Origin of the sequence: Mangrovimonas yunxiaonensis, from assembly GCF_000733475.1 — a bacterium.
GTDB classification, from domain to species: Bacteria; Bacteroidota; Bacteroidia; order Flavobacteriales; family Flavobacteriaceae; genus Mangrovimonas; species Mangrovimonas yunxiaonensis.
In genome coordinates this window covers 354,745-379,339 of sequence record NZ_JPFK01000003.1, presented here as the reverse complement: position 1 = coordinate 379,339, position 24,595 = coordinate 354,745, and the positions used below count along the sequence as shown (strand labels likewise).

Sequence of the window (24,595 nt, the reverse complement as noted above, 5' to 3'; positions counted from 1 at the left end):
GGACTATATCATTAAATCACACAAATCGGTAAGGGCTGTAATAATGTCTTCGTCATCGGTTAAAGGCTCTACAATACCTACTTTTACCGCCAATCGTTTGGGTAGGCCTGTGCCAATAAGTTTGGCTGCATCGACCAGCAAACGTGTCGATACCGTTTCGGTAAGGCCCAACTCGGTGAGGTTTCGAATTTTGTGCGCAATGGTCACCAGTTTTTTGGCCGTGGCAGTGTCTATTTGGGTTTCGTTCACTAAAATATCGACTTCGTCCTTAAGATTTGGATATACAAAGCTTAAGGCAACAAACCGTTGTCTGGTAGAAGGTTTTAGTTCTTTAAACCCTTTTTGGTAGCCTGGGTTAAACGAGGCAACAAGCATAAAGTCGGGGTGGGCTTTAATGGTTTGCCCCAATTTATCGATGTATAGCTCTTTACGATGATCTGTAAGAGCATGTATGGCAACAATAACATCGGGTCGAGCTTCGGCTATTTCATCTAAATAAAGTATGGCACCCGTTTTTACAGCGGTGGTTAAAGGGCCGTCAATCCAAAGGGTTTCTGCGCCTTTAATGAGGTAGCGCCCAATTAAATCGGTCGAAGAGGTTTCTTCGTTACAAGACACGGTAATTAAGGTGCTGTTAAGCTGGTGGGCCATGTAATCTACAAAGCGTGTTTTCCCGGTACCTGTAGGGCCTTTTAAGAGTAAAGGCAGTTTGTTGTTGTAAGCGTGTGTAAACACGTCTTCTTCTTTGCCAATACTTTTGTAGTAAGGTGTTTTAGTCATGGTCGGGGCAGCATGGGTATTTGTTGTTGTCGCTTTCATAAGCACGTGTTTTTTTAAAAAAAGAAGAAGATCTCTAGGGAGAGAATGGCTTAACAGGGGTTAGGTATGAGCAAATCGTTAAACATCCAAAGCCCTAAAAAGATCTTCTATATAAATGGATTACTTTAATTGTACCTCTAAGGCTTCGTCTGTAGGCTTACCGTGTTTCCAGAACTCGATAATGTAGCTTATAATACCCGAAGCGAACAAGGACGCACAAAGGACTAAAACCAGGAAGTGGATGCTAATTTCATCTTGTACTTCCATAAAGTCCATTTTAAACTTACGTTCTAAATACACTTGAGCCACACCGGCAACACCAAAGGCTACCGTCATGCCTACCATACCAATGTTAGAGGCCCAAAAGGAAAAGCGTCCAAGGGGCTTATCGTAAAATTTACGTCCTGTAAGGTTTGGCAAGGCATAGCTTATAATGGCCAATACAATCATGGCGTAGGCGCCCCAGAAGGCCAGGTGGCCATGCATGGCGGTTACCAAAGTACCATGGGTATAGATGTTGGTTTGCGGTAAGGTATGGGCAAACCCAAGTAAGCCAGCACCCACAAAAGAAACGATGGCAGAACCTAAGGTCCAGAATAACGCCATTTTATTAGGGTGTTTTTTCTCGCCCTTGCGGTACATGTTAACGGCAAATAAGGCCATAGCTAAAAATGCCAGTGGCTCTAGGGCAGAGAAGATTCCCCCAACAATTAACCAAATTTTGTTTACACCAATGTAATAATAATGGTGCCCTGTACCTAAAATTCCAGAGAGAAAGGTTAGACCGACAATAACATACAGCCATTTTTCGATAACCTCACGGTCAACCCCTGTTAATTTTATAAGTAAGAAGGCCAGAATACCACCCATGATAAGCTCCCAAACACCTTCAACCCAAAGGTGAACAACCCACCAACGGAAAAACGAATCGGTTACTTGGCTGTCAAAAGGGAGCATACCAGGAATGTATAGTAAGGCCGCAAACAGCAGCCCCATGGTGAGCACTAAAGCTGTCGTGGTTTTTCGTTTGCCTTTAAACAAGGTGGCTAAAATGAGGGCCAAGAATAAGAGGACATTAACAACAACCAGATAGTCTAATTGTCTTGGGATTTCTAAAAATTTACGGCCTTCCCACCAGTTAAAATGGTAGCCTACTATTGCTGTAACACCAACAACTGCTAAGGAGATTAACTGCACATAGGCGAGTTTTACACTTACCAGTTCGCGCTGTGCTTCTTCTGGAATAATGTAGTAGGCGGCACCCATAAAGCCCGATAACAGCCAAACAACCAATAAATTGGTGTGTACGGCACGTGCCGTGTTAAAGGGGATAAAATCATGTAAGCCGTCGTAGCCTAAACGCGCAAAGCCCATGATAAACCCATAGGTGATTTGTAGTACTAAGAGTAGCATAGACAAGGCAAAGAACCAATACGCTACTTTTTGAGATTTATATTTCATAAGGTATAATTTTTAAGGTGGTGTTAGTCTTTGTCTTTTGCTAGAGGAGAAACAACCCGATCAAAGCCGTTGAGGTCTATTTCGCCAATCCATTCAAAAAAGGCGATTAAGTCTTTGGCTTCCTGTTCAGAAAACCCGTAGGCAACCATTTTACGGCCGTTGGGGTTCCATGCATTTGGGGTCATTAATACGGCTTTAATGTAGCCTTCCCCGCGGCGTTCCATAACTTTAGTAAGTTCGGGAGCATAATAGGCGCCTTCGCCCAAAATGGTATGGCAACCCATACAGTTGTTAGCCTCCCAGAGGTCTTTGCCGCGAACCACAGCTTCTGTGATGTTTTCGGCATTGGTTTGGTCTTGGGGCTTGCTAAATGAGTAAATGGTAAGGCCAATAAAGATTAGAAACGTTACCAGAGTACCTCCCAGAAAGAAAGCCCTTGCTTGTTTTTTTGATAACATATGTTTTCAGGATTAGTTAAAAAAGGACAAATTTGTCTTGATTTCAAAAGTAACAGATGGGAGGCTTTCAAAACATGACTTTAATCATAAAATGAAGAAAAAGTAAAACCCGTGTTAGGAAACGCGTTTAAAAAGAGTGTAAATATACGGACGCTCGCCCCCAAACGGGTTAATATAGGTGTGATTAAAACTTTTAACAAGCTTAAAATTGTTGCCTAAACGTTGTTGTAGCATGGGTGCGTTGTAGCGCTGCAAGGTTAGGCCAGCACACATCTTGGCGCCATTGGTTGCAAAAACGGCCAGCAAGACATAGCCATTTTTGGTCACGAGGGATTGTATTAAATTAAAATAGGCCGTGATGCTTTCTTCTGAAAGAAAAAAATGCAGAACAGCACGATCTATCCATAAATCGACATTTTTAAGGGTGTCGAGCTGTTTGGGTTGGGTAATGTCTGCTGCCAAAACGCTTAAGTCGTAGTTAAATGTATGCTTAACACGTTCTTGAAGCTGGGCTAGGGCAACATCGCTAATGTCGTTGGCTATAAGGTTGTGGTAGCCGTCCTCTAGTAAAGCATCGATAAGTGTGGTGGTGCCAGCACCAACATTTAAAATACTGGCCGATTTTGGCAACTGGCAATAGTTGACCAATTGCATGGTTTTATTGGGGTGTGCCTCGTACCACCCCAATTGGTTGTCGGTTTTGGTTTTGTAAACCGTATTCCAGTGTGCTTTTAACGAGGGCATTAGCTTATTTGTAAGCCGTTGGTGGTTTCAAGGGCATTATCTGGATTAACAAATACTAATTTACCATCGGTTGTTTCGGTCATTAAAATCATGCCTTGGCTTTCTACCCCGCGAAGCTTTCTTGGAGCTAGGTTTACCAATATGGTTACTTTTTTGCCAACAACATCTTCCGGATTGTAGCTTTCGGCTATGCCGGAAACAACAGTGCGAATGTCTATTCCAGTGTCTACTTTTAATACGAGCAGCTTTTTGGTTTTTGGCATTTTTTCGGCTTCGATAATGGTGCCGACACGCATGTCTAGTTTGGTGAAGTCCTCGAAGGTGATTTCATCTTTTTGAGGCTCTGCGGTTTTATTGGCGGCCTCATTGGCCTTTTTGCTAGCCTCTAGTTTGTCGAGTTGCACTTGAATGTCTTCATCTTCAATCTTGCTGAATAATAATTCAGCTTCTCCTATATGATGCCCTGCCGGAAGCAGTGTTTCTTTTTCTGAAATGGTGTTCCAAGTAGGTTCCGAATCGAGTTCAGCATGACGAAGTATTGTTTTTAGCTTCGCAGATGTAAACGGTAAAAACGGTTCGCTTAAAGTTGCCAAAGCCGAAGCGATTTGAAGGGCCACAAACATAATGGTTTTGGTGCGTGCTTCGTCTTCCTTAATGACTTTCCAAGGTTCTTCGTCGGCGAGATATTTGTTGCCCAAACGAGCTAAATTCATTAGCTCTTGACTGGCCTCGCGAAAGCGATACCTTTCTATAGCGCTAGAAATAACGGCTGGATAGGCTTTTAAAGTCGCTAAAGTTTCTTCATCTACAGCAGTAAATTCTGATGCTTCGGGCACCACCGCACTATAGTATTTATGGGTTAATACCACCACTCTGTTGATAAAATTCCCTAAAATAGCTACCAATTCGTTGTTGTTTCTGGCTTGAAAATCTTTCCAAGTAAAATCGTTATCCTTGGTTTCAGGAGCGTTGGCCGTTAAGGCATAACGCAACACATCTTGTTTGTCTGGAAAATCCTTTAGGTATTCTGGCAGCCAAACGGCCCAGTTTTTAGAGGTGGACAGCTTGTTGCCTTCCAGATTTAAAAATTCGTTGGCTGGAACATTGTCGGGCAGGATGTAACTGCCTTCGGCCTTTAACATGCTTGGGAAAATAATGCAGTGGAATACAATGTTGTCTTTTCCTATAAAATGCACCAATTTGGTGTCGTTGTTTTTCCAATAGGGCTCCCAATCTTTGCCTTCGCGTGCGGCCCATTCTTTAGTGGCAGAAATGTAGCCAATAGGCGCATCGAACCATACGTAAAGCACTTTGCCTTCGCCGCCTTCAACAGGTACAGGAATGCCCCAGTTTAAATCGCGCGTTACCGCACGTGGGCGCAGGCCGTCATCGATCCACGATTTTACTTGCCCATAAACATTGGGTTTCCAGTCTTTTTTATGGCCTTCCAAAATCCATTCTTTTAAAAAGGCTTCGTGTTTGTCTAAAGGTAAAAACCAGTGTTTGGTTTCTTTTAGGGTGGGCGTGTTTCCGGTAATGGCCGATTTAGGGTTAATTAAATCGGTGGCGTTATGGCTGGTACCACATTTTTCGCACTGATCGCCATAGGCTTCTTCATATCCGCATTTCGGGCAGGTGCCCACAACAAAGCGGTCGGCTAAAAACTGATTGGCTTGGGCATCGTAAAGTTGTTCGGTTACCTCTTCTATAAATTCACCTTTGTCGTAAAGGGTTTTAAAAAATGCTTGGGCAGTTTCGTGATGAATTGGCGCAGAAGTACGCGAGTAATTGTCAAATGAAATACCAAAATCTTCAAACGACGTTTTAATAATCGCGTGATATTTATCGACAACATCTTGTGGGGTAACACCTTCTTTTTTGGCTTTTAAGGTAATGGGTACACCGTGTTCGTCGCTACCGCAAATAAAGGCCACATCGTTGCCAATTAAGCGTTGGTAGCGGGCATAAATATCGGCAGGCACATAAACACCGGCCAAGTGCCCAATGTGAATGGGGCCATTGGTGTAAGGTAATGCTGCTGTAATGGTATAACGTTTTGGTTGACTCATTTTTTAATTGAAATATTTCCTGTCATTGCGAGGCACAACGTGACGTGGCAATCTGTTTTAGGATTAAGTTAATAGATTACTTCGTTTCACTCGTAACGACGAGTTGTTTTACAAGCTACAAAAGTACGCAAATTAAGAGCGTTTCTGAAAAAAAATGTACATTTACCCATATGACTAAAAACATACTAACTATTGGCATTTTTGTGTTGTTTGCTTTCTTTGGAAATACCATGGTAAAAGCACAAGATGCTGCGCAAAAACACTCCAAAACATTGATACAACCGCCATACTTAAAAGCAGGTGATACCGTTGCTATTGTAGCGCCTTCCGGAATTTTAAAACACAGGCAAGATGAGGTTAATCGCTCTGTAGCCTTATTAAAAGGTTGGGGGCTACACGCTATTGTTGGAGAACACGTTTTTAAGCAAGACAACCATTTTGCGGGAACCGATGATGAGCGTTGTGAAGACCTGCAGAAAGCTCTGGACGACCCGAGTATTAGTGCCATTTGGGCAGCACGCGGCGGGTATGGCACCGTTAGGATTTTAGATAAACTAGATTACACCAAATTTAAGCAACACCCCAAATGGCTTATTGGTTATAGCGACATTACGGCCTTGCACAACCAACTAAATGTGTTGGGTGTTGAAAGCATTCACGCCATGATGTGCACGAGTATGACTAAGGATCAGGCCAATTTAGAACAGACTATTGCCACGTTTAAAAAAGCCCTTTTTGGCGAAGCGTTAAGCTATACTTTAAAAGGCTCTAAATACAATAAAGAAGGTGTGGTTTCTGCACCTGTAGTAGGCGGGAATTTAACCATTTTGCATACCATGTTGGGGTCTAGTACAAGCTTGGATACGAAGGGTAAAATCCTCTTTTTTGAAGAAATAGGCGAGTACAAATACCATATTGATCGCATGCTGCAAAGCCTAAAACGCGCAGGGTATTTTGAGGACTGTGCCGGAGTGATTGTAGGCGATATGACCAAACTTAGAAAAAACACGACGCCCTGGGGCACCTCTGTTGAACAGTTAATTTTAGATGTGCTGGCCGAGTACAATTTCCCCGTCGCATTTAACATGCCAACCGGGCATGAAGATGATAACCGAGCCCTAATTTTAGGACGAAACGTTAAACTAACGGTAGGCAAAGCCCAAACAACGGTTGTTTTCGAATAGTGGCATCTTGCACATTAATACAGCCGCTTTTGAACCACTACAAATAAAATAGCGCCAAGAAAATACAAGAGGATGTCTATGGGGTCGCTGGTATAACGCGAACTAAACTTTGGCATGATCCATTCGAAATAAACGGCATAGTAAGTGGTTATAGCTAACACAACTCTTAAAGGAACATAGATTGCAGCGCTTTTTTTAATATAACGAATGGCCGCCAAGCTAATGCTTAAAACAAGGGGCATGCATAAAAAATCGTTGGCATAAAAAGCAATCCATTTTGGTAGGGGCAAAGCCATTTTTGGCGCCAAGTAAATGCAGCATGCCATGAAGCCAAAAATAATAAAAAAGGGGTTTTTAAGAATTTTCATGCGGCAATGGCTGAAACCACCCAAGCGATAAACATACCAATAGCCATAAAAACCAACCAGATGGAACGAATGGTTTTGGCGATAAGTCGGATTAAAAAATACCGGTGGTTGAGGTATTTTTCGAAAAAAGCGGGCTTTTCTTCTTTAGCAGCATTTTGTTTTTGGCGCTCTTCCTGGGCTTTTTTAAAAGCGTGTTCCCGCCTTAATTTATAGGAAAGAATGGTGTTACATTCTTTACAATAATCGCTGTCTGTATTGTAAATACCACAATTAGGACACTTAATAATGGTCATTTTAAAGCACTGAAATTAATTTAAACTAGCAGTAAACGGCCACTTAAACTGTTAAGTGACCGCTTATAGTTTTTTACAGGGTTTCTTTTAGCCATTTAAAAAATTCGTGTTGCCATACCAAACCATTTTGTGGGGTTAAAACCCAATGGTTCTCGTCTGGTAAATACAACAATTTACTCTTTAAACCTCTCATTTGTGCGGCTTGGTAAGCGCTAAGCCCTTGTTCAATTGGTACGCGATAATCTTTACCACCTTGAATAATATAAATTGGAGTGTCCCATTTGCCAACATGGGTTATGGGGTTAAACTCGTTATAGGCTTTCTGAGCAGCAACATTGCTTTTGTCCCAGTAATTGCCACCAAAATCGTGATTCACAAAAAACAGTTCTTCGGTTGTGCCGTACATGGTTCTGTTGTCAAATACCCCATCGTGTGAGATAAAGGTTTTAAAGCGGCCTTGGTGTATGCCGGCCAGATAAAACACCGAATACCCGCCAAAGCTTGCTCCAATAGCTCCAAGGCGATCATTGTCAACATAAGGTTCTTTGGCCAACGCGTCAATAGCCGATAGGTAATCGTCCATAACTTGGCCGCCCCAGTCTTTACTAATGTCGGTGTTCCATTTTACACCATGCCCGGGCATGCCACGACGGTTGGGTGCTACAACAATATAACCTTGCGAGGCCATTAGTTGAAAATTCCATCGGTAAGAATAAAACTGTGTTAAGGGCGATTGCGGGCCTCCTTGGCAGTAAAGTAGCGTTGGGTATTTTTTAGAGGCATCGAAGTTTGGAGGTAAAATAACCCAAACCAACATTTGCTTGTTATCTGTTGTGGTAACATAGCGCTTTTCAATTTTAGGCAATGCTAAATTGTTGTACAATTTGGTGTTAACATGGGACAGTTGGGTGAACGCCTTGGTTTTTAAATCGAAGCTGAATATTTCGCTCGCCTGATTCATGTCTGTTCTGGTAACAATAAGGGTGTTGTCGCGTTCGGCAACAATGCTTCTTACATCAAAAGGGCCTTCAGAAAGCTGTGTTACTATTGGGGCAATACGCTTTTTTCCGGGGTAGTTTACTTTAAACAGTTGTACAGTGCCGTCTACCGGGGCTGTAAAATACAACTGCCTACCATTGTTTGCCCATTTAAAGCTGTTAACGGTGCCGTCCCATTGTTGGGTAAGGTTTTGCTTAATGCCGCGTTCTAAAATAACGATGTCGTTCTTATCGCTTTCATAGCCATCGGTAGCCATTTGCAACCAAGCCAAGGCACCATCGGAGCTAAAAGCAGGTTGGGTGTCGTACCCTTTGTTGTCTTGGGTAATGTTTGTTGTGGTTTTGGTATCGATATCGTATTTGTAGATGTCTGTATTGGTGCTTAGCACATAGGCTTTTCCTTTTAGCTTTTTGCTCACATAGTAAATGCTCTTGCCGTTTGGTCCCCAAATGTAGTCTTCGTTGCCACCAAACGGGCGCTGGGGTGTATAGTAAGGCTCGTTGGGCATAATATCTGTTGCGGTGTCGTTATTGGCAGTGGCTTTTTTGTAGAACACATGTTCGTAAGCGCCATCTTGCCAAGTATCCCAGTGGCGGATGTCTAAATCGGTATACACATAGGCGTCTGACTTGTTGAGGTCTTTATAAATATCGGTGCTTTTAATGGGGGTAAGATGCACTGTTTTATGAAATAACTTGTGCGTGCCATCTGGCGAAAGGTTTTTGTCGGTAACCTGTACTTGGGCTTCATCAATCTTAATAGGCGTTCCACCATCGATAGGCATTTTGTAATAAGCCGTGTCAAAACCGTTTTCGGTAATGTTTGGGGTGCTTGTTTTGTAAAAAATGTGGTTTTGGTCGTTAGAAAGCCCTAAAACACTTAGCCTGTTTAAGCTCCAAAGCGTTTCGGGGGTCATGTGTTGTTGTGCGTTGCTAATTTGGGTTCCTATAACGAAACATAGGAATACGATAATTTTTTTCATGAGGGTTCCCTTTTTTAATCTTTCAAAGATACTAATTGCTTTTAGGGCAAGTATTAAAATTTTTATAAAGTGGTAAAGATTTGTTTTGTACTTTTAAGTAGATGATACTTTTTAAATCTTAAAAAAACAATATGGCGCAACACAATGCCTTAGGAAAAAAAGGAGAGCAGCTAGCTGTGGATTTTCTTTTGAAAAAAGGATACCGCATTGTGGCGCGTAATTACCGGTTTAATAAGGCCGAAGTAGACATTATGGCGCAACATGGCGATACATTGGCCGTAGTAGAGGTTAAAACCCGATCGACTGCCGATTTTGGCAATCCGCAAGATTTTGTAAAACCCAAACAAATTAAAAACCTAGTCATGGCTGTTGACGAATACGTTACCAAAAACGCGTTGGATGTTGAGGTGCGTTTCGATATTATTGCCATTATAAAGCAGAACAATACCTTCGAGATTGAACATCTTGAAGATGCGTTTTTTCATTTTTAAAACACTAGTTATTTAAAAGGGGTTTTAAAGTTTCAATGTCGTTAGGCTTGGCAATGATAGTTTTGTTTGCGTCTAGCAAAAAATAAGATGGGGTAGCGTGAACGTTGTAACTTCTAGCAATAGGGTTGTCCCATTTTTGCAGTCCTAGAACATGGGTAAAGCTTGGGAGCATTGTTATGGTTTCCTGCCAATGTGTGCGACTATCTTCCAGCGCTATGGCAATAACCCTAAGGGCTTTCTTATCTATAGTTGCAATAACGGTTTCTAATTGAGGTAATTCCTTTAAACAGTGGGTGCATGTACTGCTCCAAAAAACAACAAGGTATTTGTTTGCTTGGTTTAAGTCGTGAAGCGTTGTGTTTTTGGAGTTAACGGTCACGTTAAAATTAGGAGCTAATTGGCCTTTAGAGGTTCTTTTGTAAGCTGTAATTACAGCAGCTAGTTCTGTGTTGTTCTGTGCTGTGGCAAGATCTAGCAAATAGGTATCTGTAATGTAGTTGGCCATGGCATCGTGCTCCCGGTTAACAAATTCTTGCCAGAGCAGTCCTAAATAAGTGGTTTTGGCCTTGGGGTTTTTAATGTTTTGAGCCAAAAGGTCTATTTGTGTTTGGTAGTCGCTGTTACTGTTAGACATGCCAAACACATAGGCTAAAACCTTATTGGTTAAAAAATCGGAGCTGAGCAGCAGGGGGCTATCAAAGTTTAAATGTGTTAAAAAATCTGCTTTAACATTGGCGGTATAGGTTTTGTAATCTTCGTATTGTGTTGGAATATACGGCCTGTTGGCTTTTATAAACGCTAAGGCCATGGGGGCGTTTTCAGCAGCGTTCTCAAAAGCATTTTGAGCTTCTTTTAAAATGTTGAATATGGTTGTAAAGGTGGTCTGGTCTGTTCCATTTTCAGTATAAAAATTGGTGATGGTGGTGTTGGCCATTTCCATGCTTTTTTGGTAGGACACCCATAGCTTATTGGCTTTTGATTGCGAAAAATCAAGCCCTTTTTCAAAATCGAAATGTACGGTAATATCTTCCTTTCCGTTGTAAAAAATGTCAAAATTATAATCCTCAGGAGGCAGTGCATAAACCAGTTTATAAATACCGGGAGTGTTAGTAGAGTCAACAGGAATGCTAAATTTCCCTTCGGGAGAGATTTCACTTCTATCAACGTAATCTGCACCTTCGGGAGTTGATTTGTACAAGAACACATAGGAGAATTGCTCAGGCGGCATAAAGGTACCGTTTATGGTATGTTGCCCCCAAGACAAGGCGTGGATGAAAATAAATAGAAGGCACAGCTTTTTATGCATAATACGGCGGTTTTTGTGATTGTTTAATCTTCTAAAATAGGCTTTAAGGCCGTTAAGGCTTTGTCTACAGTAGTAATATTATCAAAGGTAAGCAAAAGACGCAATCCGTTTCGGGTTTGCTTTTCTTTCATTTTACAGCTTTTTGGGTGGGTTTGAACAAATTTTAGCACTTTGGTAAAGGCATTGCTTTGGTAAAACCCGCTTTGTTGGTCGGTAATGAAATACCCAATGAGCTTGCCCTTTTTCATGACCACTTTTTCTAACCCAATGTGCTCTGCCAGCCATTTTATACGCACACTGTTAAACAGGTCTGCCACCTGAGTGGGCTGTTCTCCAAAGCGGTCGATAATCTCTTTTTCGAAGGTTTGCAGCTCGGTTTCGGTTTTAAGCTCGTTTAGTTTGGTGTACAGGTTTAAGCGTTCGGCAATGTTATTAACGTAATCGTCTGGGAAGAGGAGTTCAAAATCGCTGTCAATGGTAACATCCTTAACGTACTGTTTTGGTTTTTTGTCGTCTTTATAAAGTTCTTTAAACTCGTTTTCCTTCAGTTCTTCAATAGCTTCGTTAAGGATTTTTTGATAGGTATCGAATCCTATATCATTAATAAAACCACTTTGTTCGCCCCCAAGCAAATCGCCTGCACCGCGAATTTCTAAATCTTTCATGGCAATGTTAAACCCACTGCCTAGCTCGGTAAACTGTGCTAGAGCGGTAATGCGTTTTCTGGCGTCTTCGGTCATAGCCGAATAGTCTGGCGTAATAAAATAACAGAAGGCCTTTTTGTTGCTTCGTCCCACACGCCCCCGCATTTGGTGTAAATCGCTTAGCCCAAAATTATTGGCGTTGTTAATAAAAATGGTATTGGCATTGGGCACGTCTAGGCCGCTTTCAATAATGGTGGTACTTACAAGCACATCAAACTCACCATTCATAAACGCTAGCATTAACTGTTCTAGTTTTTTGCCTTCCATCTGGCCGTGACCAATGGCTATTTTGGCATCGGGGACCAAGCGTTGTAGCAAACCTGCAACCTCTTTAATGTTTTCTATGCGGTTGTGGATGAAAAACACCTGTCCGCCTCGTTGTATTTCATAGCTTACGGCGTCGCGAATGGTCGTTTCGTTAAAGCGCACCACATGACTTTCAATGGGGTAGCGGTTGGGTGGTGGCGTAGAAATAACCGATAAATCCCGCGCAGCCATTAAGCTAAATTGCAGCGTACGCGGAATAGGCGTTGCCGTTAATGTTAATACGTCTATATTTTCTTTTAGGGTACGTAGTTTTTCTTTTACTGAAACGCCAAATTTTTGCTCTTCATCAACAACGAGGAGACCCAAGTCCTTAAATTTAACCGTTTTGTTGGCCAATTGATGGGTGCCAATGATAATATCGACATGGCCTTTTTCTAAATTTTCTAGGGTGATGCGTTTTTCTTTGGCCGTTCTAAAGCGGTTGATATAATCTATGGTTACCGGAAAATCCTTTAAACGTTCTTTAAAGGTGCGATAATGTTGGTAGGCCAAGATGGTTGTAGGCACGAGTATGGCGACTTGTTTGCCGTTATCTACAGCTTTAAAAGCTGCCCGAATGGCGACTTCTGTTTTACCAAAACCAACATCGCCACACACTAGGCGGTCCATAGGGCGTTCACTTTCCATATCGGCTTTAATATCGGCGGTAGCTGTGCTTTGGTCTGGGGTGTCTTCATACAAAAAAGACGCTTCTAGCTCGTGTTGCATGTAGCTGTCTGGGTTGTATTGGTGTCCTTTTTCAAGTTTGCGCTTGGCATAGAGATTTATTAGGTTGAACGCAATTTCCTTAACGCGTTTTTTGGTTTTTTGCTTTAAGGTTTTCCAGGCCTTGCTGCCAAGTTTGTACACCTTAGGTGGCTTGCCGTCCTTGCCATTAAATTTGGTGATTTTATGTAAGGAATGAATGCTTAGGTACAGGATGTCGCGTTCGCCATAAATTAATTTTATGGCTTCTTGCTTTTTGCCTTCAACATCTATTTTTTGAAGTCCGCCAAAGCGCCCAATCCCATGGTCTATGTGTGTAACATAGTCTCCAATGTCTAAATTGGTAAGTTCCTTAAGCGTTATGGCCTGTTTTTTGGCATAGCCGTTTTTAAGGTGAAATTTATGGTAGCGTTCAAAAATTTGATGATCGGTATAGCAGGTAATGTTGTTGTCGTGGTCTATAAAACCTTGGTATAACGACAGCACAACCGTGTGGTAATGGACCTCTGTTTCAACATCGTCAAAAATATCGTGAAACCGTTTGGCCTGTTGCTCGCTTACACAAGCAATGTAGTTGGTGTACCCTTTGTGGTGGTGCTGGTTTAGGTCATCAATAAGCAAATTAAACTGCTTGTTAAAGGCTGGTTGTGGCGAGGTATTAAAAGCGATACTGTGTTCTGGTGAAAACAGGGCTTGTTGTCCAAACTCAACCAAGGTAAAGTCCAGTAATTGCTTTTTTAACAGTTGGGCGTTGCAAAACAGCTCTTCGGGTTGTGCGTGCTTAATGTCTTTAGAAAGGGTGCTGAAAGCTTCTTCGGCTTTTTTAAACAGGGTGTCAATTCTAGAAAATAGCAATTCGGAATGGTTTAAGAACACCACCGTTTTTTGTGCGATGTACTTAAGAAAACTCTGGCGGCTTTCCTCTAAAAGTTTGTTGGCCACATTGGGTATGATGCTTATTTTTTTTACCTGCTCTAAAGACAGTTGGGTTTCTACATCAAAGGTGCGAATGCTGTCTACCTCATCGCCAAAAAATTCAATGCGGTAGGGTTCGTCGTGCGAAAACGAAAACACATCTACAATACCACCCCGTACCGAAAACTCTCCGGGTTCTGTTACAAAATCCACCCGCTTAAATTTGTAATCGAAGAGCACCTCGTTAACAAAATCGATAGACAGTTTGTCGTTTACGGTTACTTTTAAGGTGTTGCGTTCCAATTCGCGCCGGGTAACAACCTGTTCGAACAGGGCATCGGGGTAGGTTACAATTACGGCAGGTTTTTTTCTGGAATTAATGCGGTTTAACACCTCGGCACGCAGCAATACATTGGCGTTGTCGGTTTCTTCAATTTGGTAGGGCCTGCGGTAACTGCCGGGGTAAAACAGCACGTCCTTGTCGTTTAAGAGCACTTCAAGGTCGTTTAAATAGAAGGCAGCTTCTTCTTTGTCGTTAAAAACCAATAGAAAAGGCTTGTCTGCCGTTTTAAAGGCGGCCGATAGGACAAAGGATAAAGACGAGCCCGCGAGGCCTTTTAAATGTGTCTTGGTTTGCGGTTGGGCAATAGCAGTTTGCAGATTTTGCGTTTGCAAAGTCTGTGCAAAGGTTTGCGAGAGGGAAGATTTACTCAAAGCAAAATATTTTGTGCAAAGATAGAATTTTTGTTAGCTACTTTGTGTTTATTTGCTAGTAATAAATAGTATATTTGCACGACTTTTAAAAACAAGAAGATATGTCAATTTCAGATTTATTTGATAGCGGGTTTAGAAAACGTAACGAAGACCACTTTGCAGCCATTGTAAGGGTTGCAATGAGCGATGGTGTAATTTCTGTAGAAGAACGTAAGTTTTTGGATAGGTTGGCAAACAACCTAGATATTAGCCAGCTTGACTACAAAAAGATTTTAAAAGACTATAACACACATCCCATAAACCCACCAACTTCTTACGATAGCCGTTTAGAGCGTTTATACGATTTGGCGCGTATGGTTTGGGTAGACCAAATGGAAACTGAAGCCCAAATTAAATTGTTGGAAAAACTGTGTATCGGGTTAGGGTTTAGAGCAGACAATGCCAAGTACATCACCGATAAAGCGTTAAGCTTAGTGCATCAAGGTGTGGACTTAGATGTGTTTACAGAAGAGATTAAAACCATGAACAAATAAGAGGTTACTTGTAAAAAGGGACTTTAAACAGATAAAAAAAGCGAACCATTTGGTTCGCTTTTTTGTTATTCGTGTTTTTGAATGAATTCTTCAACTTTTTCAACCATGTTTTTGCTTCCGCAGAAAAAGGGCACGCGTTGGTGTAGCTCGGTTGGTTCAATATCCATTATTCTGGTGTGGCCATTGCTGGCTTTTCCGTTGGCTTGTTCGGCCAAAAAGGCCATGGGGTTGCATTCGTAAAGCAATCGCAGTTTACCGTTCGAGTTTTTAGAGTGTTTGGGGTACATGTAAATGCCACCCTTAATCATGTTTCTATGGAAATCGGATACCAACGAGCCAATATACCTTGAGGTATAAGGTCTGTCGCCTTCTTCCATTTGGCAGTATTTAATGTAATCTTTTACACCTTGAGGGAAATGAATGTAATTTCCTTCGTTTACCGAGTAAATTTTCCCGTCTTCAGGAAATTGCATGTTGGGGTGCGATAGGTAAAAGGTGCCAATGGCCGGGTTTAATGTAAAACCGTTTACCCCGTGACCAGTAGTGTACACCAACATGGTAGAGGTGCCGTAAACCACATAACCGGCAGCTACTTGCTGATTGCCTTTTTGAAGGAAATCCTCAATGGTTACCGGTGTGCCCAATGGGGTAACCCGTCTGTAAATGGAAAAAATAGTCCCTACAGAAACGTTCACGTCAATATTAGACGAGCCATCCAACGGATCGATTAAAACAACATATTTGTTCTGGTTGTTTTCGTCTTGGCTGTTAATGGCAACAAAATCGTCTTCTTCTTCACTGGCAATCCCACAAACAATATTTCTATTGGTTAGGGTTTGTATAAACTTATCGTTGGCGTAAACATCTAGTTTTTGTTGGTCTTCACCCTGAATGTTTGTATCGCCGGCAGTGCCAATAATATCGACCAATCCGGCTTTATTTACCTCGTGGTTAACAACTTTGGCGGCCAGCCTAATAGAATTAATTAATCGCGATAATTCTCCAGAAGTATATTTAAAGGACGCTTGGTTTTCAATAATAAACTCGCCAAGCGTTTGCTTTTTTAATAACATATTATGGGTTTGAGCTGTTTATGGTACAAATATCGCAGTTTTTTAGTCAACTACAACGTTTTCATTAAAATTGTACGGTTTAATGACTAAGTTTGAATTATCTTTGAGATAACTAAACACGATTATGACATTTACCATTCGTTCGGCCAATAAAGGCGATATGCCGCAGGTTTTGGAGCTTATCCAAGCGCTTGCAGTTTACGAAAAAGAACCCGACGCGGTCGAGGTTACTGTATCAGATTTAGAACATTACGGGTTTAACCCTAAGCCCGCGTTTCATTGTTTTGTTGCCGAAGTTGAACAAGAAATTGTTGGTATTGCTTTAGTGTATATGCGTTTTTCTACATGGAAAGGACCCGTGCTGCATTTAGAAGATTTAATTGTAAACCAAGACATGCGCGGTTATGGTCTAGGGAAAGCCTTGTTGGATGAGGTGGTAAAATACGGAAAAACGTTGGGCGTAAAACGTATTTGTTGGGAGGTTTTAGATTGGAATGCCCCAGCCATTGCCTTTTACGAAAAAAATGGGGCTAAGGTTATGCGCGATTGGGATGTGGTACAGCTGGACGAAAACGGTATAGAACAATATTTATCCACATTATAGCATGCAGGTATTTAAATTTGGAGGAGCTTCGGTAAAAGACGCCAATGGGGTTAGAAATTTGGTAAAAGTACTAAATGCTACAGGGTATAACCATACCATGATGGTTGTTTCTGCCATGGGAAAAACCACTAACGCCCTAGAGCGGGTGGTGTCAAACTACTTTAATAACAAAAGCGCGTTGCAAAGTGCCATGCAGGACGTTAAAAAGTTTCACAATGCCATTTTGTTGGATTTGTTCGATAACGAACAACATGCCGTATTTAAAAATGTGGCGGCTTTGTTTGATGATTTGGCCTTGTTTTTCGACCGAAACAAATCACCCGATTATAATTTTGTATACGACCAAGCTGTGGGCTATGGCGAGCTGGTATCGACCACAATTATTAGTGCTTATTTAAAGGAGGTTGGTATAGAAAACCATTGGCTAGACGTGCGCGATTGTATTAAAACCGACAGCTATTACAGAAATGCCCATGTAAACTGGCATACAACCCAAGCACAAATACAAGCTGAGTACAACCCCCAGGCTCTAAACATTACCCAAGGTTTTTTAGGAAGCGATTCAAATAACTTTACAACAACATTGGGGCGTGAAGGGAGTGATTATACAGCGGCCATTTTTGCCTATTGCTTAAATGCCGAAAAGGTAACCATTTGGAAAGATGTAGATGGGGTGCTTAATGCCGACCCACGCTATTTTGAAAACGCCCAATTGTTAAACACCATTTCGTATCGCGAGGCAATAGAACTTGCCTTTTACGGGGCTTCGGTTATTCACCCTAAAACCTTGCAGCCATTGCAGCGAAAGGAAATTCCGCTAAATGTAAAATCGTTTTTAAACCCAAATCAGCCGGGAACAACCGTTTGTAAAACCAAGGGCATTTTGCCAACCATACCGTGTTTTATCGTTAAAAAGCAGCAAGTACTTATTTCGCTATCATCCTTAGACTTTTCTTACATTGTAGAAGAGAACATTAGCGACATTTTTAACTTGTTGCATTTGTATAAAATGAAGGTTGATGTTATTCAAAATTCGGCCATTAGTTTTTCGGTATGTGTCGATAATATATATAATAATTTAGAGAAGTTGCTTCAGCATTTAAGAGCCAAGTTTAAGGTAGAGTGTCGGGAAAATGTATCGCTGTACACCATTAGGCACTATAACGATGCGGCTGTTAAGCAAATAGAGCAAGGGAAACACGTTTTATTAAAACAGTTAACCCCCACAACAATGCAAATCGTAACTAAATAAAGTTTTTACTATTTTTGAGGCATGAGTAAATCAACCAATTCGGGTTTGGTATCCGCCAAAGAAGTTGCCAAAGCCATACAAATGGATCGGTATGGGTTTTTGGGCACATTTGTAGGTTGGCTGTTAATGAAGGTGCTTAAAATATCGACATTAAATAAAATCTATAATCGCAACAAGCACCTAAAGGAACTGGATTTTTTAAATAGCATCCTTAGTGAGTTTCAAATTAATTTTGAAATCCCAGAGGAAGACCTTAAGCGTTTGCCAAAAGACGGGGCGTATATTACGGTATCTAACCACCCACTTGGTGGTATAGATGGGATTTTACTGTTGAAATTAATGTTGGAACAGCGTACAGATTTTAAAATAATTGCCAATTTTTTATTGCACCGTATCGCTCCTTTAAAGCCTTACATCCTGCCAGTAAATCCGTTTGAAACCAGAAAAGATGCCAAATCCAGTATTTTAGGTTTTAAAAACGCCATAAAACACTTGCAAGACGGTCACCCATTAGGCATTTTCCCCGCCGGCGAGGTGTCTACCTACCGCGATGGTAAACTGGTGGTCGATCGCCCATGGGAAGAAGCTGCTATGAAGTTGGCCCAAAAGGCCGAAGTGCCCATCGTGCCTATTTATTTCCACGCCAAAAACAGCAAGCTGTTTTATAAGCTCTCTAAAATTAACGATACCTTTAGAACGGCCAAACTGCCTTCGGAATTGCTAACACAAAAACGCCGAACCATTAAGGTTAGAATAGGGCGCCCTATTTCGGTTAAAGATCAAACCGAGTATAAGGATTTAAAAGAGTTTTCAGAATTTATACGCCGAAAAACCTACATGCTTTCCAATTCGTTCGATGAAAAAGGAAAATTTTTAAGCAGCATACCATCTACATTAAAAATCCCTAAGCCGCCTAAGCGTATAGTCACACCAGTAGACGTAGCGCTTATGGAAAAAGAGGTTGAAAACCTTCGTGAAAAGGACTTACGCCTGTTGGAGAGCAAGAATTTCGAGGTGTTTTTAGCAGCTGCCGATGAGGTGCCTAACATTTTACAGGAAATAGGTCGCTTGCGCGAAATTACCTTCCGCGAAGTTGGCGAAGGGACAAACGAAGCCATCGATTTAGACCGTTTCGATACTTATTACCACCACATGTTTTTATGGGACAATACCGCCAAGGTTATTGCTGGCGCTTACCGCATGGGGTTGGGCAAACAAATTTTCGAGGCGTATGGGATAAATGGGTTTTACCTGCAGGATTTGTTTCGTTTCGAGCAGGAATTGTACCCCATGATGAGCCAATCTATAGAAATGGGTCGCGCCTTTATAATAAAGGAGTACCAACAAAAGCCCATGCCGCTTTTTTTACTGTGGAAAGGCATAGTGCACACCACTTTGCGTTATCCGGAGCATAAATTTTTAATTGGCGGTGTAAGCATAAGCAACCAGTTTACCAATTTCTCAAAATCGTTAATGATCGAGTTCATGAAGTCGCATTATTACGATCCCTATTTGGCGCAATTTGTTCGGCCTAAAAAAGAGTTTAAAGTACAGCTTAAAGATGCCGATAAAGAATTTGTGTTTGATGAGACCGAAGCAGATTTAAACAAATTCGATAAAATTATCGATGAGGTAGAACCCGGAGCATTGCGTTTGCCGGTCTTGCTTAAAAAGTACATTAAGCAAAATGCCAAATTGGTCGCGTTTAATGTGGATCCCTTGTTTAACAACTCGGTAGATGGTTTGATGTATATTAAAATCGCCGATTTGCCCGAAAGCACCGTAAAGCCCGTTATGGAAGAGTTTCAGGCAGAATTAGAGCGCAAACTTTCCGAACAAAACGACAGCAAATCAGAGTAAACGCATAAAAACGTTAAAATGTTTTGCCTAAAACATCATTTATCGTAATATTGCAATTAAACGATAAAGCAATTATGGGCTTAGCCAAGTCAGAGTTATTTACCGATAAGCAGAATCAAATTGCCCAGCTGGCAAAAGTGTTTGGCCATCCCGCTCGTGTTGCTATTTTAGAGCATTTGTTTAAGATAGATAGCTGTGTGTGTGGCGATTTGGTGAACGAAATAGGCTTAGCACAGGCCACCATCTCGCAGCACCTAAAAGAATTGAAACAGCTAGGATTAATTAAAGGCACGATCGAAGGAACCAGTGTTTGTTATTGTATAGACAAAACCAATTGGGCACAAATGAAACAGTTGTTATTGACGTTTTTAGATCAAGACGTGAGCTGTGCAACCGATTGTTGCTAAAAAAATTTTGAACCATTTAATCGTAATATTACAATAAAAAGATAAGGATTATGAAACTTTCAGAATTAAAAACCGTACTAGAGCCCTTAAAAGAAGTGGCATTTAAATTGCCAAACGGCGAGCTGGTACCAAGACACTTTCATGTTACCGAAGTTGGGCAGATCGATAAAAACTTTATTGACTGTGGTGGAACCATACGCAACGAACGTGTTATTAGCTTACAGCTGTGGAGTGCAAATGATTACGACCATAGACTACACCCCGAAAAGTTAGTACATATTATAACTCTTTCTGAAGATAAGCTTGGTTTGGAAGATCTTGAGGTTGAAGTGGAGTACCAAGGCACCACCATTCAAAAATTTGGATTGGATTTTGAAGCTGGGACTCTCTTATTAACGACAAAACATACCGATTGCTTGGCGAAAGAGGCCTGTGGTATTCCAGAAAAGCCTAAGGTGAAACTTTCAGAAATACAAACAACAAGCAGTTGTTGTACGCCAGAGAGTGGGTGTTGTTAATTAAAAAAAGAGTATATGTTTTCAGCACTAGCCTCTGCTATTGAAGGTTTGAAGGATGTTCCTGTTTCAAAGGAAAGACAACAAACCTTACAGCCACTTACAGCTTTTATTCAAGACAAAATCACCCATAACCAAGATGTAAACATTAACTTTATTTGCACGCATAATTCTAGGCGTAGCCACCTGTCGCAAATTTGGGCACAAGCCCTAGCGTCGTATTTTAAGGTGCCTAATGTGGCTTGTTATTCTGGCGGTACACAAGTAACGGCCATTTACCCTATGGTTATAAAGACGCTTAAAAATTCAGGGTTTGATATTCAGCAATTATCAGAAGGAAGCAATCCGGTTTACGCTATAAAATACGCCCAAAACAAACCGCCTATTATGGGATTTTCAAAAATAATGGACCATGCTTTTAACCCCGCAAGTAATTTTGCAGCTGTTATGACCTGTTCGCAGGCCGATGCCGGTTGCCCGTTTGTGCCAGGGGCCGAATGCCGCTTGCCAATGACTTACGACGACCCCAAAGCGTTCGATGGCACCCCGCTTCAAGAAGAAAAATACCAAGAGCGCAGCTTGCAAATAGCTGCAGAAATGTATCATGTGTTTTCACAAATTAAACGATAAATATGAGCGCAAAAAAATCACTCAGTTTTTTAGATAAGAACTTAACCTTATGGATTTTTTTAGCCATGGCTATAGGTGTTGCCTTGGGTTATTTTATGCCAAGTATTCCAGACAAAATTAACAGTTTAAGCCAAGGTACAACCAACATTCCTATTGCTATAGGGTTAATCGTAATGATGTACCCACCACTAGCAAAAGTAAACTATGCATTATTGCCAAAAGTGTTTAAGAATGTAAAAATTCTGTCTATTTCATTGCTGTTAAATTGGGTTGTTGGCCCCATTTTAATGTTTGTTTTGGCCATGGTGTTCTTGCAAGATTATCCCGAGTATATGTTTGGCTTAATTTTAATAGGGCTGGCGCGTTGCATTGCCATGGTTTTGGTGTGGAATGATCTGGCCGAGGGTAGTAGTGAATACGGTGCCGGACTGGTTGCTTTAAACAGTATTTTTCAGGTGTTTGCGTATAGTTTTTATGCTTGGATTTTCATTACGGTTTTACCGCCTTATTTTGGGTTTGAAGGTGCTATTGTAGACATTTCTATTGCAACCATCGCCGAGAGTGTGGCCATTTATTTGGGCTTGCCTTTCTTGCTAGGAATATTAAGCCGATTAATTTTAGTGAAGCTAAAAGGGGAAACGTGGTATAATAACACGTTTATCCCCACCATTTCACCACTAACATTAATAGCTTTGTTGTTTACCATAGTCGTGATGTTCTCGCTAAAAGGTGAATTGATAGTTGAAATTCCAATGGATGTTGTTATTATAGCCATTCCGTTGTTGTTGTATTTCACGCTTATGTTTGTTATTGGCTTTTTTGTTACCAGAGCCATGGGCGCCGATTACGATAAAACAACAGCAGTTGCTTTTACTGCGGCAGGGAATAATTTTGAATTGGCAATAGCCGTTGCCATTGCTGTTTTCGGATTGAACTCTGGGCAGGCCTTTGCTGGGGTTATAGGGCCATTGGTAGAGGTGCCGGCGTTAATATTGCTGGTTAAGGTTGCTTTTTGGTTAAGACGAAAGTATTTTAAATAAAAAAGAAAAGCCGCAAACTTAGTTTGCGGCTTTATGCGTTTTTAAAGGTGGGTTATATCGATTTAAACCAGTCTTGAAATTGAGTGCCTAATAAGAAAATAGGCTTTTTCTCGCCGCTAAGCGAGCCAACCAAGCTCATAATCCATAGGATAAGTACCAATATCCAACCAATAATGTTTATAATGGGAATCATACTCAATACAAAACCAATAATAATAATGCCTAGCATTTGTCTAATATAAAATGAGGCATACTCGGTTTTCTTTTCACCGCTGTTCATAACAATGGCGATAATCCATCCAATTAATGTAATGTGGGCAATAATGGCAACGTTCTTGCCGTCGCTCAATACTTTTTCAGCATCGTTAGAAAAATCTTTGGCGGTTTGCTTGGCATCGTCAAACATATCGTTTGATTTGTTTTCTTCAGACATTTTATTTTTTTTTAATGGTTACAAACCTTAAATGTAATAAAAAAAGTAGGTCGTTTTATAAAAAAGCATTGTCTTTAGGTTCCCAAAGTTCAATTTTATTGCCGTCGTTGTCCATAATCCAACCAAACTTGCCGTAGTCGTATTCTTCCATTTCCCCAACAATGGTAACGCCTTCGTCTTTTAAGGTTTTTAAAAGTGTTTCAAGGTTTTCTACACGGTAGTTAAACATGAATCCCTTTTTAGAAGGGTTGTAATATTCGGTGTCTTCAGGAAATGGGCTCCATTGGGTCGAGCAGTCGTTTCCGTCTTTATCCTTCCACCAAAAAGTGCAGCCATAAGCATCGGTGTTAAAGCCTAAATGTTTTTTATACCACTCTTTTGTGGCTTCGGGGTCGTTGGTTTTAAAAAACAGACCGCCTATGCCTGTAACGCGTTTTTTCATAATCCATTACCCGAGAAAGCGGGTGTCTTATTTTGGTTAAACTCGTATTATGTCTTTTTTATGTTGGTTTCGTAAATGTTTATCCATTCTTCTACGGTAAGTTTTTTGCAAAGTTCGGCGATTAAGTCGTAAGGAATGTCGTCGGGTTTTTTAAACCGAACGCAGCTCTTGCCCATATCCAGTTTACGCTTGCAGTGTTTGGGGTATTCGTTAATAAACCAGGCGTGAATTTCTGGTACGGCATAAAGGCCACTGTGGTATAGGTTGATGGAGTTTTTTTGCGAGGCAAAACTCATAAACGGTAAAGGTTGTTTGGGATCGCAATGGTAACCGTTGGGATATTTGCGATGTGGCACATAGTACCCAATCATGCCATATTGTATGCCTTCCTCAAAACCTTCAGGAAGGTGGTCTGCAATGGTTTTCCGAAGTTTTGCTAAGGCTTGTTGCCTGTCTTCTGGGACCTGATTAATATAATCTTCTGGCGAGGTAGCTTTGTATTGCATTTTGCAAGATTTTATAGGCAAAATACTAAATTTTGAACAGTAAACCAATCTAAGGAGCGGGGAGAATGCCACTACAAATGAAAACAGCGATTGAAAATCAACCGCTGTTTTTTTATTTAACCATGGGTGTTACATGCTTAGTGTAACCGTCTTTTTTTCTTGGTCCTTTTTTAGGGTAACCTTGTAAACCACTTGGTTGGGTTCCGATTTTTTGTAAGTAATCATGCAGCTGGTGTCGCTAAATGCCCAGCCCGGGTTTTCTTGACTTATTTTTGCGCTTATGCTATATGGCAAGCTAATGCTTTTATAGTGTTCTTTGCTGGCCATTAACTCGCCTTTGTGGTTGTATACGGCTTCAATTTTATGAGAGCCTTCGTTAAAGACAACATCGTAAACCGCTTTTTCCTTTTGAGTGTAAGAGTCTAAATGCTCGATGTTAAATCGCGCCGCAATATCCCGCATTTTTTGCACCACTATGGGAAGTGCCTTTTTATTAAAGGCCGTTACAAAAGCCTTGTTTTTTAGAGAGGATACGTTGCTGGTGTAATGTTGAGGCGCATGGTCTATGTGCGTGTTTGTATACGCTAAGTTGTTTTGACCTTGTGTTAGGTTGGTTAGCCCTAATAGTAATAAACCAATGATACATGTTTTCATAATAACTGAATTAAGTTAAAAAATTAATTGCTGCTATAACGTATATTAGGGGAGTAGTTAAAATAGCTTGTGATAACTGTAGGCTAAATTACAAACAAAGGCATTAA

Annotated in this window: 25 protein-coding genes; 10 read left to right on the top strand and 15 right to left on the bottom strand. The window is 41.0% G+C overall.

What is annotated here, in order from left to right:
* Nucleotides 1-3 precede the first annotated feature (3 nt).
* The 5 genes from IA57_RS03845 to metG all read right to left on the bottom strand — a co-directional run bounded on the left by IA57_RS03845 (nucleotide 4) and on the right by metG (nucleotide 5,551).
* A complete protein-coding gene (locus IA57_RS03845) occupies nucleotides 4-819 on the bottom strand; it encodes a CbbQ/NirQ/NorQ/GpvN family protein (RefSeq protein WP_229730298.1) in 816 nt (271 codons plus the stop codon).
* Nucleotides 820-939: 120 nt separating this feature from the next.
* Nucleotides 940-2,280 carry a cbb3-type cytochrome c oxidase subunit I gene (locus IA57_RS03840; protein WP_036119382.1) on the bottom strand — a complete coding sequence of 447 codons (1,341 nt, stop codon included), beginning with the start codon at nucleotides 2,278-2,280 and terminating at the stop codon, nucleotides 940-942.
* Nucleotides 2,281-2,303: 23 nt separating this feature from the next.
* Entirely contained in the window at nucleotides 2,304-2,738 is a 435-nt protein-coding gene (locus IA57_RS03835; protein WP_036119379.1) for a c-type cytochrome, read from the bottom strand.
* Nucleotides 2,739-2,852: 114 nt separating this feature from the next.
* Nucleotides 2,853-3,482 (bottom strand): class I SAM-dependent methyltransferase, encoded by a 630-nt coding sequence (locus IA57_RS03830; RefSeq protein ID WP_036119376.1) that lies wholly within the window; start codon nucleotides 3,480-3,482, stop codon nucleotides 2,853-2,855.
* The gene (gene metG / locus IA57_RS03825) at nucleotides 3,482-5,551 is read right to left on the bottom strand and encodes a methionine--tRNA ligase (RefSeq protein ID WP_036119373.1); all 2,070 of its coding nucleotides are present in this window, start codon (nucleotides 5,549-5,551) and stop codon (nucleotides 3,482-3,484) included. The genes IA57_RS03830 and metG overlap by 1 nt, the downstream gene beginning before the upstream one ends.
* A gap of 170 nt (nucleotides 5,552-5,721) precedes the next feature.
* Between metG and IA57_RS03820 the strand changes: the two genes are divergently transcribed.
* Complete coding sequence (locus tag IA57_RS03820) at nucleotides 5,722-6,735, top strand: S66 peptidase family protein (RefSeq protein WP_036119371.1); 1,014 nt, start codon at nucleotides 5,722-5,724, stop codon at nucleotides 6,733-6,735.
* A 14-nt stretch (nucleotides 6,736-6,749) separates the two neighbouring features.
* Here IA57_RS03820 and IA57_RS03815 read toward each other — a convergent pair whose 3' ends face one another.
* The 3 genes from IA57_RS03815 to IA57_RS03805 form a co-directional block, all read right to left on the bottom strand.
* Nucleotides 6,750-7,103: a hypothetical protein gene (locus tag IA57_RS03815; RefSeq protein WP_051880968.1), complete on the bottom strand. Its 354-nt coding sequence runs from the start codon at nucleotides 7,101-7,103 to the stop codon at nucleotides 6,750-6,752.
* Nucleotides 7,100-7,396: a hypothetical protein gene (locus IA57_RS03810; protein ID WP_036119370.1), complete on the bottom strand. Its 297-nt coding sequence runs from the start codon at nucleotides 7,394-7,396 to the stop codon at nucleotides 7,100-7,102. Before IA57_RS03810 ends, IA57_RS03815 begins: the two co-directional genes overlap by 4 nt.
* A gap of 73 nt (nucleotides 7,397-7,469) precedes the next feature.
* Entirely contained in the window at nucleotides 7,470-9,377 is a 1,908-nt protein-coding gene (locus IA57_RS03805) for a S9 family peptidase (RefSeq protein ID WP_036119367.1), read from the bottom strand.
* 131 nt (nucleotides 9,378-9,508) lie between these two features.
* Here IA57_RS03805 and IA57_RS03800 point away from each other — a divergent pair, with 131 nt between their 5' ends.
* The gene (locus IA57_RS03800; RefSeq protein WP_036119364.1) at nucleotides 9,509-9,868 is read left to right on the top strand and encodes a YraN family protein; all 360 of its coding nucleotides are present in this window, start codon (nucleotides 9,509-9,511) and stop codon (nucleotides 9,866-9,868) included.
* 4 nt (nucleotides 9,869-9,872) lie between these two features.
* Here IA57_RS03800 and IA57_RS03795 read toward each other — a convergent pair whose 3' ends face one another.
* Complete coding sequence (locus IA57_RS03795) at nucleotides 9,873-11,174, bottom strand: TlpA family protein disulfide reductase (protein WP_036119361.1); 1,302 nt, start codon at nucleotides 11,172-11,174, stop codon at nucleotides 9,873-9,875.
* Nucleotides 11,175-11,197: 23 nt separating this feature from the next.
* A complete protein-coding gene (gene mfd, locus IA57_RS03790; RefSeq protein ID WP_036119358.1) occupies nucleotides 11,198-14,539 on the bottom strand; it encodes a transcription-repair coupling factor in 3,342 nt (1,113 codons plus the stop codon).
* 101 nt (nucleotides 14,540-14,640) lie between these two features.
* Here mfd and IA57_RS03785 point away from each other — a divergent pair, with 101 nt between their 5' ends.
* Nucleotides 14,641-15,072, top strand: a complete 432-nt coding sequence (locus IA57_RS03785; protein ID WP_036119354.1) for a tellurite resistance TerB family protein — start codon at nucleotides 14,641-14,643, stop codon at nucleotides 15,070-15,072.
* A gap of 65 nt (nucleotides 15,073-15,137) precedes the next feature.
* Here IA57_RS03785 and fbp read toward each other — a convergent pair whose 3' ends face one another.
* Nucleotides 15,138-16,145: a class 1 fructose-bisphosphatase gene (gene fbp / locus IA57_RS03780; RefSeq protein ID WP_036119350.1), complete on the bottom strand. Its 1,008-nt coding sequence runs from the start codon at nucleotides 16,143-16,145 to the stop codon at nucleotides 15,138-15,140.
* Nucleotides 16,146-16,269: 124 nt separating this feature from the next.
* Between fbp and IA57_RS03775 the strand changes: the two genes are divergently transcribed.
* The 7 genes from IA57_RS03775 (at nucleotide 16,270) to arsB (ending at nucleotide 22,453) form a co-directional block, all read left to right on the top strand.
* On the top strand, nucleotides 16,270-16,749 hold the full coding sequence (locus IA57_RS03775) for a GNAT family N-acetyltransferase (RefSeq protein WP_036119347.1): 480 nt from the start codon (nucleotides 16,270-16,272) through the stop codon (nucleotides 16,747-16,749).
* Between the two features lies 1 nt (nucleotide 16,750).
* A complete protein-coding gene (locus IA57_RS03770; protein ID WP_036119344.1) occupies nucleotides 16,751-18,001 on the top strand; it encodes an aspartate kinase in 1,251 nt (416 codons plus the stop codon).
* 21 nt (nucleotides 18,002-18,022) lie between these two features.
* Nucleotides 18,023-19,861, top strand: a complete 1,839-nt coding sequence (locus tag IA57_RS03765) for a GNAT family N-acyltransferase (protein WP_036119342.1) — start codon at nucleotides 18,023-18,025, stop codon at nucleotides 19,859-19,861.
* A gap of 74 nt (nucleotides 19,862-19,935) precedes the next feature.
* Complete coding sequence (locus IA57_RS03760) at nucleotides 19,936-20,268, top strand: ArsR/SmtB family transcription factor (protein ID WP_036119545.1); 333 nt, start codon at nucleotides 19,936-19,938, stop codon at nucleotides 20,266-20,268.
* Nucleotides 20,269-20,318: 50 nt separating this feature from the next.
* On the top strand, nucleotides 20,319-20,786 hold the full coding sequence (locus IA57_RS03755) for a DUF6428 family protein (RefSeq protein WP_036119339.1): 468 nt from the start codon (nucleotides 20,319-20,321) through the stop codon (nucleotides 20,784-20,786).
* Nucleotides 20,787-20,801: 15 nt separating this feature from the next.
* Nucleotides 20,802-21,413 carry an arsenate-mycothiol transferase ArsC gene (locus tag IA57_RS03750; RefSeq protein ID WP_036119338.1) on the top strand — a complete coding sequence of 204 codons (612 nt, stop codon included), beginning with the start codon at nucleotides 20,802-20,804 and terminating at the stop codon, nucleotides 21,411-21,413.
* Nucleotides 21,414-21,415: 2 nt separating this feature from the next.
* Nucleotides 21,416-22,453: an ACR3 family arsenite efflux transporter gene (arsB, locus tag IA57_RS03745; protein WP_036119336.1), complete on the top strand. Its 1,038-nt coding sequence runs from the start codon at nucleotides 21,416-21,418 to the stop codon at nucleotides 22,451-22,453.
* A gap of 52 nt (nucleotides 22,454-22,505) precedes the next feature.
* Here the strand turns inward: arsB and IA57_RS03740 are convergent, their stop codons facing one another.
* From IA57_RS03740 to IA57_RS03725, 4 genes are all read right to left on the bottom strand, one after another.
* A complete protein-coding gene (locus IA57_RS03740) occupies nucleotides 22,506-22,886 on the bottom strand; it encodes a hypothetical protein (RefSeq protein WP_036119333.1) in 381 nt (126 codons plus the stop codon).
* A gap of 55 nt (nucleotides 22,887-22,941) precedes the next feature.
* Nucleotides 22,942-23,328, bottom strand: coding sequence for a VOC family protein (locus IA57_RS03735; protein WP_036119331.1), 387 nt, complete (start codon nucleotides 23,326-23,328; stop codon nucleotides 22,942-22,944).
* A 47-nt stretch (nucleotides 23,329-23,375) separates the two neighbouring features.
* Entirely contained in the window at nucleotides 23,376-23,834 is a 459-nt protein-coding gene (locus tag IA57_RS03730; protein WP_036119330.1) for a DUF1801 domain-containing protein, read from the bottom strand.
* A 129-nt stretch (nucleotides 23,835-23,963) separates the two neighbouring features.
* Complete coding sequence (locus IA57_RS03725) at nucleotides 23,964-24,488, bottom strand: hypothetical protein (protein ID WP_036119328.1); 525 nt, start codon at nucleotides 24,486-24,488, stop codon at nucleotides 23,964-23,966.
* Nucleotides 24,489-24,595 lie beyond the last annotated feature (107 nt).

Coding starts and splice junctions, on each gene's coding strand:
- IA57_RS03845 (WP_229730298.1), bottom strand. CDS start 819: ATGAAAGCGACAACAACAAATACCCATGCTGCCCCGACCATGACTAAA.
- IA57_RS03840 (WP_036119382.1), bottom strand. CDS start 2,280: ATGAAATATAAATCTCAAAAAGTAGCGTATTGGTTCTTTGCCTTGTCT.
- IA57_RS03835 (WP_036119379.1), bottom strand. CDS start 2,738: ATGTTATCAAAAAAACAAGCAAGGGCTTTCTTTCTGGGAGGTACTCTG.
- IA57_RS03830 (WP_036119376.1), bottom strand. CDS start 3,482: ATGCCCTCGTTAAAAGCACACTGGAATACGGTTTACAAAACCAAAACC.
- metG (WP_036119373.1), bottom strand. CDS start 5,551: ATGAGTCAACCAAAACGTTATACCATTACAGCAGCATTACCTTACACC.
- IA57_RS03820 (WP_036119371.1), top strand. CDS start 5,722: ATGACTAAAAACATACTAACTATTGGCATTTTTGTGTTGTTTGCTTTC.
- IA57_RS03815 (WP_051880968.1), bottom strand. CDS start 7,103: ATGAAAATTCTTAAAAACCCCTTTTTTATTATTTTTGGCTTCATGGCA.
- IA57_RS03810 (WP_036119370.1), bottom strand. CDS start 7,396: ATGACCATTATTAAGTGTCCTAATTGTGGTATTTACAATACAGACAGC.
- IA57_RS03805 (WP_036119367.1), bottom strand. CDS start 9,377: ATGAAAAAAATTATCGTATTCCTATGTTTCGTTATAGGAACCCAAATT.
- IA57_RS03800 (WP_036119364.1), top strand. CDS start 9,509: ATGGCGCAACACAATGCCTTAGGAAAAAAAGGAGAGCAGCTAGCTGTG.
- IA57_RS03795 (WP_036119361.1), bottom strand. CDS start 11,174: ATGCATAAAAAGCTGTGCCTTCTATTTATTTTCATCCACGCCTTGTCT.
- IA57_RS03785 (WP_036119354.1), top strand. CDS start 14,641: ATGTCAATTTCAGATTTATTTGATAGCGGGTTTAGAAAACGTAACGAA.
- fbp (WP_036119350.1), bottom strand. CDS start 16,145: ATGTTATTAAAAAAGCAAACGCTTGGCGAGTTTATTATTGAAAACCAA.
- IA57_RS03775 (WP_036119347.1), top strand. CDS start 16,270: ATGACATTTACCATTCGTTCGGCCAATAAAGGCGATATGCCGCAGGTT.
- IA57_RS03770 (WP_036119344.1), top strand. CDS start 16,751: ATGCAGGTATTTAAATTTGGAGGAGCTTCGGTAAAAGACGCCAATGGG.
- IA57_RS03765 (WP_036119342.1), top strand. CDS start 18,023: ATGAGTAAATCAACCAATTCGGGTTTGGTATCCGCCAAAGAAGTTGCC.
- IA57_RS03760 (WP_036119545.1), top strand. CDS start 19,936: ATGGGCTTAGCCAAGTCAGAGTTATTTACCGATAAGCAGAATCAAATT.
- IA57_RS03755 (WP_036119339.1), top strand. CDS start 20,319: ATGAAACTTTCAGAATTAAAAACCGTACTAGAGCCCTTAAAAGAAGTG.
- IA57_RS03750 (WP_036119338.1), top strand. CDS start 20,802: ATGTTTTCAGCACTAGCCTCTGCTATTGAAGGTTTGAAGGATGTTCCT.
- arsB (WP_036119336.1), top strand. CDS start 21,416: ATGAGCGCAAAAAAATCACTCAGTTTTTTAGATAAGAACTTAACCTTA.
- IA57_RS03740 (WP_036119333.1), bottom strand. CDS start 22,886: ATGTCTGAAGAAAACAAATCAAACGATATGTTTGACGATGCCAAGCAA.
- IA57_RS03735 (WP_036119331.1), bottom strand. CDS start 23,328: ATGAAAAAACGCGTTACAGGCATAGGCGGTCTGTTTTTTAAAACCAAC.
- IA57_RS03730 (WP_036119330.1), bottom strand. CDS start 23,834: ATGCAATACAAAGCTACCTCGCCAGAAGATTATATTAATCAGGTCCCA.
- IA57_RS03725 (WP_036119328.1), bottom strand. CDS start 24,488: ATGAAAACATGTATCATTGGTTTATTACTATTAGGGCTAACCAACCTA.